The sequence below is a fragment of the Rhizobium sp. GW821-FHT14E12 genome, assembly GCF_058803745.1.
In genome coordinates, this window is record NZ_JBXAPH010000002.1 from 773,300 (window position 1) to 786,715 (window position 13,416).

General features: G+C 60.7%; 14 protein-coding genes. 8 read left to right on the forward strand and 6 right to left on the reverse strand.

Annotated elements, in window-relative coordinates; all coding sequences use genetic code 11:
• Positions 1 to 188: 188 nt before the first annotated feature.
• On the forward strand, positions 189 to 968 hold the full coding sequence (locus AC1RO0_RS11680; protein ID WP_498593045.1) for a class I SAM-dependent methyltransferase: 780 nt from the start codon (positions 189 to 191) through the stop codon (positions 966 to 968).
• A 63-nt stretch (positions 969 to 1,031) separates the two neighbouring features.
• Here the strand turns inward: AC1RO0_RS11680 and AC1RO0_RS11685 are convergent, their stop codons facing one another.
• Entirely contained in the window at positions 1,032 to 1,928 is an 897-nt protein-coding gene (locus AC1RO0_RS11685) for a sugar phosphate isomerase/epimerase family protein (protein WP_498593046.1), read from the reverse strand.
• 161 nt (positions 1,929 to 2,089) lie between these two features.
• Here AC1RO0_RS11685 and AC1RO0_RS11690 point away from each other — a divergent pair, with 161 nt between their 5' ends.
• From AC1RO0_RS11690 to AC1RO0_RS11720, 7 genes are all read left to right on the forward strand, one after another.
• Positions 2,090 to 3,106, forward strand: a complete 1,017-nt coding sequence (locus tag AC1RO0_RS11690) for a LacI family DNA-binding transcriptional regulator (RefSeq protein ID WP_498593047.1) — start codon at positions 2,090 to 2,092, stop codon at positions 3,104 to 3,106.
• Positions 3,107 to 3,130: 24 nt separating this feature from the next.
• The gene (locus tag AC1RO0_RS11695) at positions 3,131 to 4,141 is read left to right on the forward strand and encodes a substrate-binding domain-containing protein (RefSeq protein ID WP_498593048.1); all 1,011 of its coding nucleotides are present in this window, start codon (positions 3,131 to 3,133) and stop codon (positions 4,139 to 4,141) included.
• Between the two features lie 100 nt (positions 4,142 to 4,241).
• A complete protein-coding gene (locus AC1RO0_RS11700; RefSeq protein ID WP_498593049.1) occupies positions 4,242 to 5,735 on the forward strand; it encodes a sugar ABC transporter ATP-binding protein in 1,494 nt (497 codons plus the stop codon).
• On the forward strand, positions 5,728 to 6,741 hold the full coding sequence (locus tag AC1RO0_RS11705) for an ABC transporter permease (protein WP_498593050.1): 1,014 nt from the start codon (positions 5,728 to 5,730) through the stop codon (positions 6,739 to 6,741). Before AC1RO0_RS11700 ends, AC1RO0_RS11705 begins: the two co-directional genes overlap by 8 nt.
• Positions 6,734 to 7,780: an ABC transporter permease gene (locus AC1RO0_RS11710; RefSeq protein WP_498593051.1), complete on the forward strand. Its 1,047-nt coding sequence runs from the start codon at positions 6,734 to 6,736 to the stop codon at positions 7,778 to 7,780. Before AC1RO0_RS11705 ends, AC1RO0_RS11710 begins: the two co-directional genes overlap by 8 nt.
• Positions 7,777 to 9,168 (forward strand): FGGY-family carbohydrate kinase, encoded by a 1,392-nt coding sequence (locus tag AC1RO0_RS11715; RefSeq protein ID WP_498593052.1) that lies wholly within the window; start codon positions 7,777 to 7,779, stop codon positions 9,166 to 9,168. The genes AC1RO0_RS11710 and AC1RO0_RS11715 overlap by 4 nt, the downstream gene beginning before the upstream one ends.
• On the forward strand, positions 9,158 to 9,850 hold the full coding sequence (locus tag AC1RO0_RS11720) for a class II aldolase/adducin family protein (RefSeq protein WP_498593369.1): 693 nt from the start codon (positions 9,158 to 9,160) through the stop codon (positions 9,848 to 9,850). The genes AC1RO0_RS11715 and AC1RO0_RS11720 overlap by 11 nt, the downstream gene beginning before the upstream one ends.
• Before the next feature lie 59 nt (positions 9,851 to 9,909).
• Here AC1RO0_RS11720 and AC1RO0_RS11725 read toward each other — a convergent pair whose 3' ends face one another.
• The 5 genes from AC1RO0_RS11725 to AC1RO0_RS11745 all read right to left on the reverse strand — a co-directional run bounded on the left by AC1RO0_RS11725 (position 9,910) and on the right by AC1RO0_RS11745 (position 13,416).
• The gene (locus AC1RO0_RS11725) at positions 9,910 to 10,506 is read right to left on the reverse strand and encodes a hypothetical protein (protein ID WP_498593053.1); all 597 of its coding nucleotides are present in this window, start codon (positions 10,504 to 10,506) and stop codon (positions 9,910 to 9,912) included.
• A 135-nt stretch (positions 10,507 to 10,641) separates the two neighbouring features.
• A complete protein-coding gene (locus AC1RO0_RS11730; protein WP_498593054.1) occupies positions 10,642 to 11,457 on the reverse strand; it encodes an IclR family transcriptional regulator in 816 nt (271 codons plus the stop codon).
• 57 nt (positions 11,458 to 11,514) lie between these two features.
• The gene (locus tag AC1RO0_RS11735) at positions 11,515 to 11,904 is read right to left on the reverse strand and encodes a RidA family protein (protein WP_007691716.1); all 390 of its coding nucleotides are present in this window, start codon (positions 11,902 to 11,904) and stop codon (positions 11,515 to 11,517) included.
• Between the two features lie 62 nt (positions 11,905 to 11,966).
• Positions 11,967 to 12,737: an amino acid ABC transporter ATP-binding protein gene (locus tag AC1RO0_RS11740; RefSeq protein WP_498593055.1), complete on the reverse strand. Its 771-nt coding sequence runs from the start codon at positions 12,735 to 12,737 to the stop codon at positions 11,967 to 11,969.
• A 13-nt stretch (positions 12,738 to 12,750) separates the two neighbouring features.
• Positions 12,751 to 13,416 (reverse strand): amino acid ABC transporter permease, encoded by a 666-nt coding sequence (locus AC1RO0_RS11745; protein ID WP_498593056.1) that lies wholly within the window; start codon positions 13,414 to 13,416, stop codon positions 12,751 to 12,753.

A 13,416-nucleotide genomic window follows, 5' to 3' on the forward strand; every position in this document is an offset into this window, starting at 1 on the left:
CTGACCACGCTGGCATTGACGCGTGCATGCCCCAATTTCGGTAGGTTTGTAACCAACCGGAGATATCTGGAAACATTTCAGAAATGTTTTGGAAAAGAGATCTGCATTTCACATCCGATCTGTGTGCGGGCCAAACGGCGCGCAACGATCTGCGCGATGCATGACGACAATCAGTGAGGTTTTGGATTTTGAAGTCGAACGTTCGGAAATTTGTGTTTCACGATCTGCAGAAAATCGATGGCTACATTGATCCGCCAGACGCCCTGGTCTTCCTGTCACTGATCGGAAAACAGAATGAAGAGAACTTGTCCGGCGGTCTTGCCGAAATCGGCGTCTATTACGGCCGCTCCTACTTTCTGTTGCGAAAGCTCAGCGCGCCAGACACCAATGTGCTCGCCATCGACCTTTTCGATATCGAAGCGGATGACGCGCAGTACCAACGTTTCCTCGACAATGGCAAATCGCTGGGTATCCCCGTTGACGAGGAACTCGTCATATCCGGCGACAGCACCAGGCTCGATCCACAGGCGATCACCGACAAGATCGGCCAGGTTCGCTTCTTCAGCATCGACGGCGGACATCTGCTGCATCATGTCGTCGCCGACAGCCGCCTCGCGAAAAACGTTCTGGCGGATCACGGCATCATCGCTTTCGATGACACCTTCAATCCCGCCTGGCCTGAGGTCACCATCGGCGTCTCGGATTTCCTGCGCAGGAACAGCGATACGTTCGCGGCTTTCTGCATGACGAAATATAAGACCTATGTTTGCCGCCGGGAGTTTCACGATCTCTATCAGGCGACAGTCAAGGAGGCCTCGCATCTCAGGCCGTTCGAACAGACCGAGATGGATTTTCTAGGCTCCAAGGTCATCCGGCTGCACAACCCCATCAACCGCCGGGTTGCCTACGAACTCATGCAGCGATTGGGCATGAGCGCGCTGTCCGAATGGGCCTATCGCCATGGGTAAGCACTGGAGGCCGCGTGATCTGCACGCGGCCACAGGATAAACGAAAAGGCCTCTTGCGCCGGCCTATGCCGGCAAGCGGCTTCGTGCTTTCTGGTTTTGCGCTTCCTGCGCCGACTTCAACTGTGCCTTGGTGTACATCAGGGCATGAGCCGCCAGATCCTCGCTGTCGTCCCACAGGTTGCGCCAGATGCCGAGTATCCCCTCAAGTGGCTGACCGACGACCCGGGACGAAAAGGATTCGAAGGTGATCGGTCCGTTGTAGTTCGCCTTCACCAGCGCCCGGAATACGCTCGCCAGATCGATCGAGCCCGAACCCATATAACCGCGATGGGAATCGCCGGTGTGGAAATAGCCGAGGTAATCGCCCGTCTCGATGATCGCCTGCGAGATATCCGATTCCTCGATGTTCATATGATAGACATCGAGATGAACCTTGACGTTCGGCGCGCCAATGCGCTTACACATTTCGACGCCTTGAGCCGCCGTGTTGAGGACATTGGTCTCGTAGCGATTGACCACTTCCAGCCCCATAATGACGTTGCTGGCTGCCGCCTTTTCAGCGACGCGGCGAAGGATATCGACGGAATGGCTGATGCCGTCGGCGGTCGGCGGCACGGCATATTTCTGGAAAGCGGAATAGAGAATACCGGCGATGTGGGTCGCGCCGAGATCCCGGGCGAGCGCCACCGCGCGCTCCAACTTGGCTTCGCCCCGCTTCATCTTATCGGGGTCGTTGCTCGAAATATCCTCCTCCGCTCCCATCCCGAATGAGAATGTACACCCCAATCCATGTCTGTCGAGTTCCGCCCGCGTATGGGCCGGATCGATCTCGTTCATATCCATCGCCGAGACTTCGATCAGGTCGTATCCAGTTGCGGCAGAGCGGGCGATCGCTCGGCTGCTCTCTTCCCTGCTCCAGCCCTTTTCCCAGACGAATGCATGCACACCGAGCTTGTTCATTGAATGTCTCCTCCTCCATCTCCGGCGGCGCCTCAGGTTCCCCGCCGCACGATCAGCCACCCCAAAAAGTGCTAACCGGAGCAATATTGACACGCTCGAACGGAAAGTCTAGCTTTTCATAAAACGTTTTACGGGAGGCTCGGCACCGCCGGGAAAGCACGTTGAAGCGCAGACCACCGGTTTCGATCAAGACAGTTGCCGAGCGCGCGGGGGTCTCCCCCGCCACGGTTTCGAACGTCTTGAACGCAAAGCCGAGTGTGGCGCCCGAGCTGATCGAACGCGTCCGCAGTGTGGTGGCCGAGCTGGGTTACGTGACCGACAGCGCCGCCTCTCGTCTGCGCTCCGGCAAGCATTCGCTCGCTGGTGTCGTGGTGCCGGATCTTTCCAACCCGATGTTCGGCACCTTCGTTTCCACTCTTGAGACACTCGCCAGAGAAGATGGCTTCGATCTGCTGGTCGTCAGCGCCGCGAATGATGTGGAGCAGGAGAAGGAGCGCCTGCACGCCATCCGTTCCTGGCGGCCCGCCGGCCTGATCGTCATTCCCTGCGACGGCGCGCTCAGCGATCGGACACCCCCATCCATGCATATGCCGATCGTCGTCGTGGACCGCTTGCCGGACGAGCCGGATTTCGACCTCATCGCCGTCAACAATGCGCAATCGGCCGCCGCGATCAGTGCCCATCTCTCGGAGCAAGGCTATCGGTCCTGCACGGTTGCTGGCAGCATGCTGTCGATCAGCAATATTCGCGAACGCTGGGAAGGTGCCGCCTCGGCCGCCGGGGGCATGGCTCTCTCCATGCTCGAAGTCGGGCTTGAGGCGAAAGGCATTCGCCAGCAGCTGCACGAGACGCTGACGCAGCGGCGGCCGGAAGCGCTTTTCGCGCTCGACCATATCACAGCACTCATCGCCTACCAGACGATGACCGATCTCGGTCTTTCAGCGCCTGGCGATCTTGCATTTGCCTGTTTCGACGAAGCCGAATGGATGCGCCTCGTTCGGCCCGCAATTACCACCGTCCGTCAGCCAATTGAGGAAATGGCAACGGCCGCCTGGCAGCAGCTCTCCCGTCGAATGGGAGGGAATGCCGACCCCGTCAGGACTTTGCGCCTGGCGTGCTCGGTGGAGGTTCGCGGCTCGACGCTGCGAGAAGGAGGGCGGTCGAGCACGGCTGCTTGAAATAAAACGGAGGAGGAGAACATCATGAAAATTACAAGACGCAGTCTACTCGGCACGCTGACCGGCGGAGCCGTGGCAGGGGTCTTCGGCTTGCCGAACCTGACGATGGCGCAGGCGAAGCAGGTTCAGGCCGGCATCGTGGTGAAGATCGGTGGCATCCCCTGGTTCAACGCCATGGAGATGGGCATCAAGAAGGAATCCCAGGCCCTCAAGGCGAATGCATGGATGATCGGCCCGACACAGGCCGACGCCGCCCAGCAGGTCCGCGCCATTGAGGATCTGATCGCCCGCAAGGTGGACGTGATCGGCGTGGTGCCGAACGACGCAGCCGCCCTGGAGCCGGTACTCGGCAAGGCAAAGGCTGCCGGCATCAAGGTGATCTCGCATGAGAGCCCCAACCAGAAGAACAATGATTGGGACTTCGAGCTGACCACCGTCGAAGCCTATGGCGAGCAGCACATGGATCTGATCGCCAAGGAAATGAAAGAAGAAGGCAAGTATATCGTCTATGTCGGCTCCCTGACCGTGCCGCTGCACAATGCCTGGGCCGATGCGGCGATTGCCTACCAGAAGAAGAAATATCCGAAGATGGAGATGCTCGGCGATCGCTTCGGCGTTGCCGAAAGCCTCGATGACTCGATCAAGACGACGCAGGACCAGCTGCGTGCCCATCCCGATCTGAAGGGTATCCTGACCTTCGGATCGCAGGGGCCGATCGGCGCCGCGAAGGTGCTCGACGATCGCGGCAAGGCGAAGTCCATCGTGCTCGTTGGCGGCTTCTCGCCCGGCCAGGGGATCAAATATGTCAAAAGCGGCGTGATCCGCGGCGGCTATATCTGGAATCCGCTGATTGCAGGCCAAGTCTTCGTGCAGCTCGCGACCTTACTCGCGGCTGGCAAGGAGATCACCGACGGCATGGAGCTGGTCGAGGTCGGACCCGTCAAGGTCTTCCCCGACAAGCGCCTGATCCAGGCACAGAAGCTTGAGTCCCTGGACAAGGAAAACATCCAGCGATTGGCAGATCTGGGGCTTTAAGCCCCCGCCTTGCCAAGAAGGCGACGCCGCCGGAGGGATTTCAACGCCCCTCCGGCCGGTGTCTCCTACGCGATGACCGAGCCGAACATGGGACTTTCCGATGAGTGCACAGGATCCTTTTTTGCGTCTCAGCAAGATCACCAAGCGCTTCGGTGGCGTGCTGGCGCTCGACGATATCGATTGGGAGGTCCGGGCAGGCGAAATCCATTGCCTGGTCGGCGAAAACGGCTGCGGCAAGTCCACCCTGATCAAGACGGTGGCCGGCGTGCATCCGCCGACATCAGGCGAGATCGAGATATCAGGCAAGTCCGTTCTGCCGCTCACCCCGTCTTCAGCGCGCGCGCTCGGCATTCAGGTCATATTCCAGGACCTTTCGCTTTTTCCGAACCTCACCGTCGCTGAAAACATCGCCATCGAAAGCCATCTGAAAAGCGATCTACGACCGGTGTCCTATACCCGCATGAGAAAACTCGCGCTTTCGGCTTTGAAACGATTGGATTTTCATCTCGATCCGGATGCCGCAGTTGCGGACCTCTCAGTCGCCGAACGGCAGATCGTCGCGATCTGCCGGGGCATTGCCGCCGAAGCGCGACTGATCTTCATGGATGAGCCGACCGCATCACTGACGCGCAGCGAGGTCAAGCGGCTGCTTGCCATCGTCGCCCGGCTGAAGGCCGATGGCATCGCCGTGGTCTTCGTCTCGCATCGGCTGGATGAGATCGTCGAGATCGCCGAGCGCGTCACGGTCATGCGCGACGGCCGCAAGGTGGGGACGTATCCGGCGTCCGAGGTCGATCAGCGGCGCATTGGGCATCTGATGACCGGGATCGATATTTTCCAATCCGTCGTCGCTCGCGACATGTCCGCCGAAAAGCCGCTGCTCGAGGTCTCCTCGCTCAGCCGCCGTGGCGAATACAAGGACATCAGCTTCACCATCCGACAGGGAGAAGTACTCGGCATCACCGGTCTCCTCGGCGCGGGGCGGACAGAACTTGCGCTCAGCCTTTTCGGTATGACCCGGCCGGACAGCGGCACGATGACGCTTGATGGCCGCAAGCTGTCGCTCCGCTCCAACCGCGACGCTGTGAACGCCGGCATTGCCTATGTCTCGGAGGACCGATTGAGCCTCGGCGTCATTCTCCGCCAGTCGATCGGCGACAATCTCATACTGGCGGTGCTGAAAAGCCTGCGCGGTCGGTTGGGCCTGATACCGGACCGCAGCCGGCGAGCGCTCGCCACAGAATGGGTGAACCGCCTGGCGATCAAGATACCCGGCCTCGACAGGCCGGTTGGAACTTTGTCCGGCGGCAACCAGCAGCGCGTGGTCCTGGCGAAATGGCTGGCGGCAAAGCCCAAGATCCTGATCCTCGATAGCCCGACGGTGGGCGTCGACATCAAGAACAAGCAAGGCATCTACAAAGTCGTCGCCGACCTCGCCCGGCAGGGCGTCGGCATCCTGATCATCTCCGATGAAGCCGCGGAGGTCTACGCGACCTGCGATCGCGTCCTGCACATGCGCGCCGGCCGCATCGTCGGCGAGGTCGTGCCCGGCCAGACCAGCGAACATGAGTTCGAGGAGAAAATCTATGCCTGAGATGCCGGACATCAGAAAGCTGCAGCGCCGTCCCGAGGTCTGGCTCGCCCTGGTGATCATCGTCGCCATCATCGCGCTCAGCGCGACGGCGCCGGGTTTCCTCACTCTGGCCAACGTGGTCGACCTGCTGGAGACCTATAGCGTCCAGTCGATCATGGCGATGGGGCTTTTCGTCGTGTTGGTCTCTGGCGGCATCGACATCTCTTTCGCGGCGACCGCATCGGTCGCCCAATATGTGACAGCACTTCTGGCGACGCAGTCGGGACTACCGCCCTTCGTCTGCATCGGACTTGGCCTATCTGTCGGCATCCTGCTCGGCTGCATCAACGCGCTGCTAATCCACTTCATCCGCATCACCTCGATCATCGCCACCATCGCCATGATGAGCGTGTCGTTCTCGCTCCTGATGTATTTTTCGCAGGGAAAATCCATCTACACCCTGCCGGACTGGTGGACCGAGCGCATCGTCTTCTGGGAGCACGAGGCGCCCAATGGCGACCTGACGCGCATTACCCTTCCGATCGTGGTGATGCTGGCGGCAACGCTGTTTACCTGGTTCTTCATGACCAGAACGAAAACCGGACGGCAGCTCTATACGATGGGGGGAAATCCGGAGGCCGCCCGCCGCATCGGCGTCAATATCGCAAAACTGCAATTCATCGCCTACGGCTTCCTCGGCTTCATGGCAGCGGTCGGCGGGTTGTTGCAGGCGCACCGCGTCGGCGAAAGCGTGCCCAATGCCATGTACAATACCGAGCTCTCCGTCCTGTCGGCTGCCGTGCTCGGCGGCGCCAGCCTGACCGGCGGCATCGGTACCGTGCCGGGCGTGCTGCTCGGCATCGTGCTGCTCGCCATCCTGCAGAACGGCCTGAATCTTCTCGGTGTCTCCTCCTACTTCTTCCAGATCGTCATCGGCCTGACGATCCTGATCTCCACCTCGATCACGGTGATCAGCGCGCGCAAGCGCCGCCGCCTCAATCCGATAGGAGACGTGGCCCATGGCTGACTCGACCCAATCCGCAACCGACAACCTGTCCTCCCTTGTCGCGAGGATAAAGGACGGCAAGCCCGGCCTGCTCGGATTGCTGCTGGCTCTGGTGATCGCCTTTTCGCTGACGATCCCCGGTTTTGCCACTTGGGGCACCCTAAATTCCTTCGCGGTGCAACTGCCCATCCTCGGGCTTCTTTCGCTGGCGATGGTCGTGCCGCTCATCACCGGCGGCCTCAATCTGGCGATCATCGCGACGACCAATCAATGCGCGCTGTTGATGGCCTGGATCATGCGCAGCATGACGACGGCGGACTCGTCTTCGGCGCAAGTCCTCGGCGTCATCCTCCTGGCGCTTCTGGCCGGCCTTCTGCTTGCGCTGGTGATCGGCGTCGTGACCGGCACGATCGTCGCCTATACCGGCGTGCATCCCATCCTCGTCACGCTCGGCACAAAATCGCTGATCGACGGGATCAGCATCTATATGACGCGCGGCGAGGCCCTCTCCGGCTTTCCGCAGTCCTATTCGATCGTCGGCAATTCCGCGATCGTGGGGATACCGGTGACGTTCATCCTGCTGGTCGTCGTCGCCGTGATCGTCGGCATCATTCTCCGCAAGACACCGTTCGGCATCAGCTGCGCCATGATCGGCTCCAACATGGAAGCTGCCCGTTTTTCGTCGATCGATACAAGGCGGGTTCTGGTCGGCGTCTATACGATGTCGAGTGTGCTGTGCTTTGTCGCCGCAGCCGTCTCGCTTGCCGTCTTCAACTCGGCAAGCGCCGACTATTCGCAATCCTACCTGCTGGTGACCATCCTTGCGGCCGTGCTGGGCGGCGTCGATCCCTTCGGGGGGTTCGGCAAGGTCTCCGGGCTGATGATCGCCCTCGCCATCCTGCAAATCATCTCCTCGGGCTTCAACCAACTCGGCATCAGCCCTTACCTGACGACAGCCATCTGGGGCCTCATCCTCATTCTCGTGATGGCGGTGCAGACTGCGTACCCCTATCTCACCTTCTTGTTCGGGCGACATAACAGACGTGCGGACCGCCCATGAGAACCATCGCCGTTTTCGATACCGGCAAGACGAACATCAAGCTCTCTGTCACCGACGAGGCCGGCGGGCTGATCGAGACATTATCGACACCGAATACCGTCCAGGACGGCCCGCCCTACCGGCATCATGACCTTGCGGCCATCGAAGCCTGGCTGCTCGACAGGCTCGCCACATTGGCAGACCGCCACGACATCGACGCCATCGTCTGCACCGCGCATGGCTCAGGCGGGGTGCTGGTCGATGACGAAGGGCCGGTCATGCCGATGATCGACTATGAGCAAGCGGTCCCAATGGAGGTCGACCAGGAGTATCGAGAGATCGCGGGATCGTTTCGCGAGCGGGGCAGCGCGGTCATGCTGGGCGCCGCCCATCTGGCGCGGCAGATGCTTTGGCTGGAGCGCGGCTGGCCGGATGCCTTCGCGCGAGCGCGGCATTTTCTCGCCACTCCGCAATATTGGGCCTGGCGGCTGTCGGGCATCGCCGCCTCTGAAGTGACGAGCCTGGCGGCGCAATCGCATCTCTGGTGCTCGGCGGATGCCAGACCGGCAAGGCTGATCGAAGCGAGGAACTGGCAACGGTTAATACCGCCGTTGCAGCCGGCTTGGTCGACACTAGCAAACATCAAGCCGGAGATTTCCAGACGGACAGGATTGAAGCCGACAACGGCGATCCTGTGCGGCATCCATGATTCTTCCGCGAATTTCTATCAGTACCAGGCGGCCGGTCTCAGTGATGTCACCGTCGTCTCCACCGGCACCTGGATCGTGGCGATCAGCGACCGCTCCGGCCCTGATTTCGATATCGAACGTGCCGGCCTTTGCTGCAATGCCGATATCAAGGCCAAGCCCCTTCCCGGCATGCTGACCATGGGAGGCCGGGAGTTTGCCATGGTGGCCGGGGACGATGATCGTCCGACGAGCGCGGACGACCTCGCGCACCTGATCGAGACGCGCACGATGGCACTGCCCTCCTTCGGCAGCGATGACGGTCTGTTTCCGGGAACGTCGCGAAAAGGTCGCCTCATAGGTCCACTTGCCGACCATCGGGACCTGCGCCATGCGCTCGCCCTGCTCTATGCCGCGCTTCTCACGGACAGATGCCTTCGGCTCGTCCAGACGTCGACAGTGGTTTTGGACGGCTCGTTCGTTCGCGACCCGCTCTACGGCGCTCTTGTCGCCGCGCTTAATCCGGACCGCCGCGTGTTCGTCAACGCTGATCAATATGGGACCGCGACAGGCGCCGCCCTGCTGGCGTCCCATGAAACACGGCGGGCGCCAGCCCCCTTGGCCCTTAAAGCGGCCGTACCCTTTTTACACCCCACCCTTGATGAATACCGCGAGCGCTGGCTGCGCGCGGCCCAAACTGGAGGACAAGATGATGGACTATGACGATCGCCGCCAAAGGGAGGCCATGGTTGAAACCTGCCGCAAGATGAATGCGAGTGGCATCAATCAGGGAACCGCCGGAAATGTCTCGATCCGCAACCCCACCGGCTTCCTGATCACGCCGACCTCACTGCCCTATGACGACATGAAACCCGAGGATCTCGTGCAGATGAATTTCGACGGCACCTATGAAGGCCGCCGTCGCCCATCGTCCGAATGGCGCTTTCATCGCGATATCCTCGCCGCGCGCGACGACATCGATGTCGTGCTGCATTGCCATTCGGTCTACGCGACGACGCTCGCCTGCCATCACAAGACGATCCCGAGTTTCCATTACATGACGGGTGTTGCCGGCGGCACGACGATCCGCTGCGCGAAATACGCGACATTCGGCACGCAGGCTCTGTCCGACAATGCGCTGGAAGCTCTTCAGGATCGCCTCGCCTGCCTGCTCGGCCAGCATGGCCAGATCTCGCTGGGCAAGACTCTGCCGTCAGCGCTGGCGCTTGCCATCGAGGTCGAGACGCTTTCACGGCTCTACGTGCAGGCCCTGACGCTCGGCGAACCGCCTGTCCTGCCGGATGAGGAGATGGCGCGCGTGCTACAGCAGATGAAGAATATGAGCTATGGCCAGGCGCCGGATCTCGACGGCGTCAATGACATCGCCCGGCCAAAGCGGGCCTGACCGCGCATCTGTCCGGATCTTTTCAGCAAACGAGGTTAGAGGTTGCCTTGCAGGCGACCTCACCACTCCAATTGACGCACGCCGTCAATCGCATCACGCCCTTTGCGGATGGCAAAGGCCGGGGCTTCGGCGGCACGGTGCAGGATATAGCGCACACCATGGATGCGTGAGCGATCCTCCGGCGGCTCAGGCACGTAAAGCGCCTGCTCCTGCAGATCCTGGGGCGGCTGTTCGGCCTCGGAATATCCGACGATCATCGGATCGCGAGTATCGCATTGCGGCATGCAACGGTCGAACGTCGTTACATCCGATGAAGCGACAGTTTTGACGCTCGTAACCTTAGCATGAGCTACAACCCGCTTGACCGGCGTGGTCACTTTCGCAGTCGCCGGCCTGAAGGTCGGCGTCGGCAGCACGGCCGGGCTGGCGTCGATGGCCGACTGAAGATCGTTCGCCGTCGCAAAGTTCCTGGCATCGGCAACCTCGATCGCACCGCGTCCGGTGACGTCGACCGACGACATCAGCGGCGCTTCCGCCTCCGTGCGCGCAACCGCATAAAGTCCGGCAACCGTCACTCCGCAGACGAAGAGGCCGACGCCAACTTTTCGGGCCAGCTCGCCTGCGGCAGCAGGCACTTTGGTTTGCTGCATGCTCATTGCTCTCTCCATTCGACATTTGTCTAAGGTGAGAGTTCACACCACAATTGCGGCACCCCTTTTGCCGAAAAGTGGCCGAGAGCAGGCGAATTGCAAAGAAATGTTGTCGACGTGTCTCGGGCTGGCGCCTTTTGCTCAGGACGAGCGACCTTGTCTCACGTTGGCGCGGTCGGAAACATTGAAGCCCAACCGCTCCGAAATCTCGTCCACGGCGCGAAGAAGGCTGTCGAGATAGCTTTCCCGGTTTCTCAAGCCATCCTCTTTCGGTGCCACCAGGCAAAGCGTGGCGATGCATCGCCCGTCTTCCTGCTTGATCGGCGCGGCGAAGCAATGGGTGAAGTTTTCCACTTCACTGTTGAAGGTGAAATAACCGTCGATCGACGCCTGACGAACTTCGCCGATGAAACGGCTCGGGTCGAGCTGCTTGCCGCTCGGCAGGACAAAATCCTCCGGCGGGATGAAATCGAGTATCTCGGTGTCGCTGAGGTGGGAAACCAGCAGGCGGCCGGATGCTGTCCACGGAATTGAAACGAGCTCGCCGACATTCGAGGAAATACGGAACGGACGGATGCCCTCGCGCATCATCGCGACGGTGTATTTGTTGCCTTCCAGCATGCACATCTGCGCCGTTTCGCGCGTCTCCTCGGCAAGCCGCGTCAACAGGGTATCGGACTCGCGCATCAGGTCGAACTGATCCGCATAGGCCGTGCCGAGAAAATAGAGCTTGCGCCCAAGGAAGACCCGGCCATCACCGCCCTGGTAATCGAGCATGCCGTGGCGCAGGAGAAGATTGACGAGTTCATAGATCGACGAGCGCGGTGCGCCGATCTCGACCGCGATTTCGTTCGGCCGCATCGGCTGGCGCCTGGTGCGCAGAAACTCAAGAATCTCAAAGGCACGATCAAGGCCGCGCGTCCGTCGCGATACGATATCGTCTGCGCCATCAGCCATCAAACATGCTCCATTTCCGGGGAATAGGCGCGACCGTGACAGTCGCGCCCGAACAACTCAACCTCTATCGGCGCGATAGGCAACGCAATCGACTTCCACCTTGCAATCGACCATCATCCGGGACTGAACACAAGCGCGGGCCGGCGGGTTCTTGCCGAAATACTCCGCATAGACGCCGTTGAAGCTCCAGAAGTCGCGGGGATCGTCAAGCCACACGCCGACGCGAACTACATCCTCGATGCCATAGCCGGCTTCGTGCAGGATGGCGATCAGGTTTTCGATGGCCTTGCGGGTTTCCGCTATGATGCCGCCGCCGACGATCTCACCCTTTTCCATCGCAACCTGGCCGGAAACATGCAGCCAGCCATTGGCTTCGACCGCACGGGCAAAAGGCAGGGCTTGCCCGCCGGCTCCGGTTTCGCCGGCACCGTAACGCTTGATAGTCATATGACATCTCTCTTTTCTTCTGGATTCTATGTGTCAGCAGGCGGCGCAAGGCCGCCCGTCATTCAGTTGAAGCTGGACGTCTTCAGGAACTCGGCCAGTCGTTCGGTCTTCGGCTTGACGAACATTTCCTTCGGATCGCCCTCCTCGCCGATAAGGCCCTGGTTCATGAAAATGACCCGCGATGAGACTTCGTAGGCAAAGCGCATCTCGTGGGTGACGAGCAGCATGCTCATGCCATCGGCGGCAAGCCCCTTGATCACCTGCAGCACCTCACCGACCAGTTCGGGATCGAGCGCCGAGGTCACCTCGTCGAACAGCATCAGCCGAGGGGTCATGGCAATGGCGCGGGCGATTGCCACGCGCTGCTGCTGACCGCCGGAAAGCTGGCCCGGATAATGATCGGCGCGGGAAGCCAGGCCCACCCGGTCGAGCCATTTCTCGGCAACCGCGCGCGCCTCGTCGCGGTGCATCTTCTTGACTTTGACGAGCCCCAGCATGACGTTGCGGGCAGCCGTCATATGCGGGAAGAGATTGAACTGCTGGAAGGCCATGCCGGTCAGCGCCCGCTGGCGCGCTATGTCCTTCTCGCTCTTGCGCCGGCGCGCACCACCGGCGTCGTCGTAGCCGATCGGCTCGCCCTCGAGCAGGATCCGCCCGCCCTGGAATTCCTCCAGCATGTTGATGCAGCGGAGCATCGTCGTCTTGCCCGAGCCGGAGGAGCCGATGATCGAAATGACCTCACCCTCCTGCATGGTGCAGTCGACACCCTTCAGCACCTCGACCGGGCCGTATTGCTTACGCAGCCCCTGTATTTCGAGAAGTATCTTGCTCATGATAATCGAGCCCTCACGACGGAACGGCGGTCTTGCGCTCGACATATTTGCCGAGACGCTCGATGCCGTAATTGATGACGAAGTACAAAAGCCCCGCGAAGAAATAGAACTGGAGGCTCATGAAATTACGCGAAATGATTTCCTGCATGCGCAGCAGCAGCTCGGCGACGCCGATGACGGACAACAGCGTCGAAGCCTTGACCATCTCGGCCGCGGTGTTCACCCAGGCCGGCAGGAACTGGCGCAGCGCCTGCGGCCAGAGCACATAGGCAAAGGTCTGGCGAAAAGTGAGCCCGATCGCCTTCGCCGCCTCGGTCTGCCCCTTCGGGATCGCCTGCAATCCGCCGCGCACGATCTCGCCGACATGCGACGAGCAGAAGACCGCGAGCGCGAAGATACCGGCCTGGAATGGGCCGAGATCGATCCCGATGGTCGACAGGACATAGTAGCTGGCCAGAACCAGGACGAGGACCGGCGTTCCCCGGATGAAGTCCGTATAGGCCCGCACGAAAAAACGCAGCACCGGATTGCCATAGACGAGGCAAAGCCCAACGAGGACGCCAAGCAGCGAGCCGACGACGATCGCAAGCAGCGAGATCGACACGGTTAAGCCAAGCCCCTTGAGAATGGCGAGACGCGCGATCCAGAGCTGATCGAGAAAGGCGGTAAAATCGGTCAT

What these genes read in the sequence shown, in the direction of transcription:
- AC1RO0_RS11685 (WP_498593046.1), bottom strand. Translation starts at nt 1,928, where the DNA reads ATGAACAAGCTCGGTGTGCATGCATTCGTCTGGGAAAAGGGCTGGAGC.
- AC1RO0_RS11695 (WP_498593048.1), top strand. Translation starts at nt 3,131, where the DNA reads ATGAAAATTACAAGACGCAGTCTACTCGGCACGCTGACCGGCGGAGCC.
- AC1RO0_RS11700 (WP_498593049.1), top strand. Translation starts at nt 4,242, where the DNA reads ATGAGTGCACAGGATCCTTTTTTGCGTCTCAGCAAGATCACCAAGCGC.
- AC1RO0_RS11705 (WP_498593050.1), top strand. Translation starts at nt 5,728, where the DNA reads ATGCCTGAGATGCCGGACATCAGAAAGCTGCAGCGCCGTCCCGAGGTC.
- AC1RO0_RS11710 (WP_498593051.1), top strand. Translation starts at nt 6,734, where the DNA reads ATGGCTGACTCGACCCAATCCGCAACCGACAACCTGTCCTCCCTTGTC.
- AC1RO0_RS11715 (WP_498593052.1), top strand. Translation starts at nt 7,777, where the DNA reads ATGAGAACCATCGCCGTTTTCGATACCGGCAAGACGAACATCAAGCTC.
- AC1RO0_RS11720 (WP_498593369.1), top strand. Translation starts at nt 9,158, where the DNA reads ATGGACTATGACGATCGCCGCCAAAGGGAGGCCATGGTTGAAACCTGC.
- AC1RO0_RS11725 (WP_498593053.1), bottom strand. Translation starts at nt 10,506, where the DNA reads ATGAGCATGCAGCAAACCAAAGTGCCTGCTGCCGCAGGCGAGCTGGCC.
- AC1RO0_RS11730 (WP_498593054.1), bottom strand. Translation starts at nt 11,457, where the DNA reads ATGGCTGATGGCGCAGACGATATCGTATCGCGACGGACGCGCGGCCTT.
- AC1RO0_RS11735 (WP_007691716.1), bottom strand. Translation starts at nt 11,904, where the DNA reads ATGACTATCAAGCGTTACGGTGCCGGCGAAACCGGAGCCGGCGGGCAA.
- AC1RO0_RS11740 (WP_498593055.1), bottom strand. Translation starts at nt 12,737, where the DNA reads ATGAGCAAGATACTTCTCGAAATACAGGGGCTGCGTAAGCAATACGGC.
- AC1RO0_RS11745 (WP_498593056.1), bottom strand. Translation starts at nt 13,416, where the DNA reads ATGACCGATTTTACCGCCTTTCTCGATCAGCTCTGGATCGCGCGTCTC.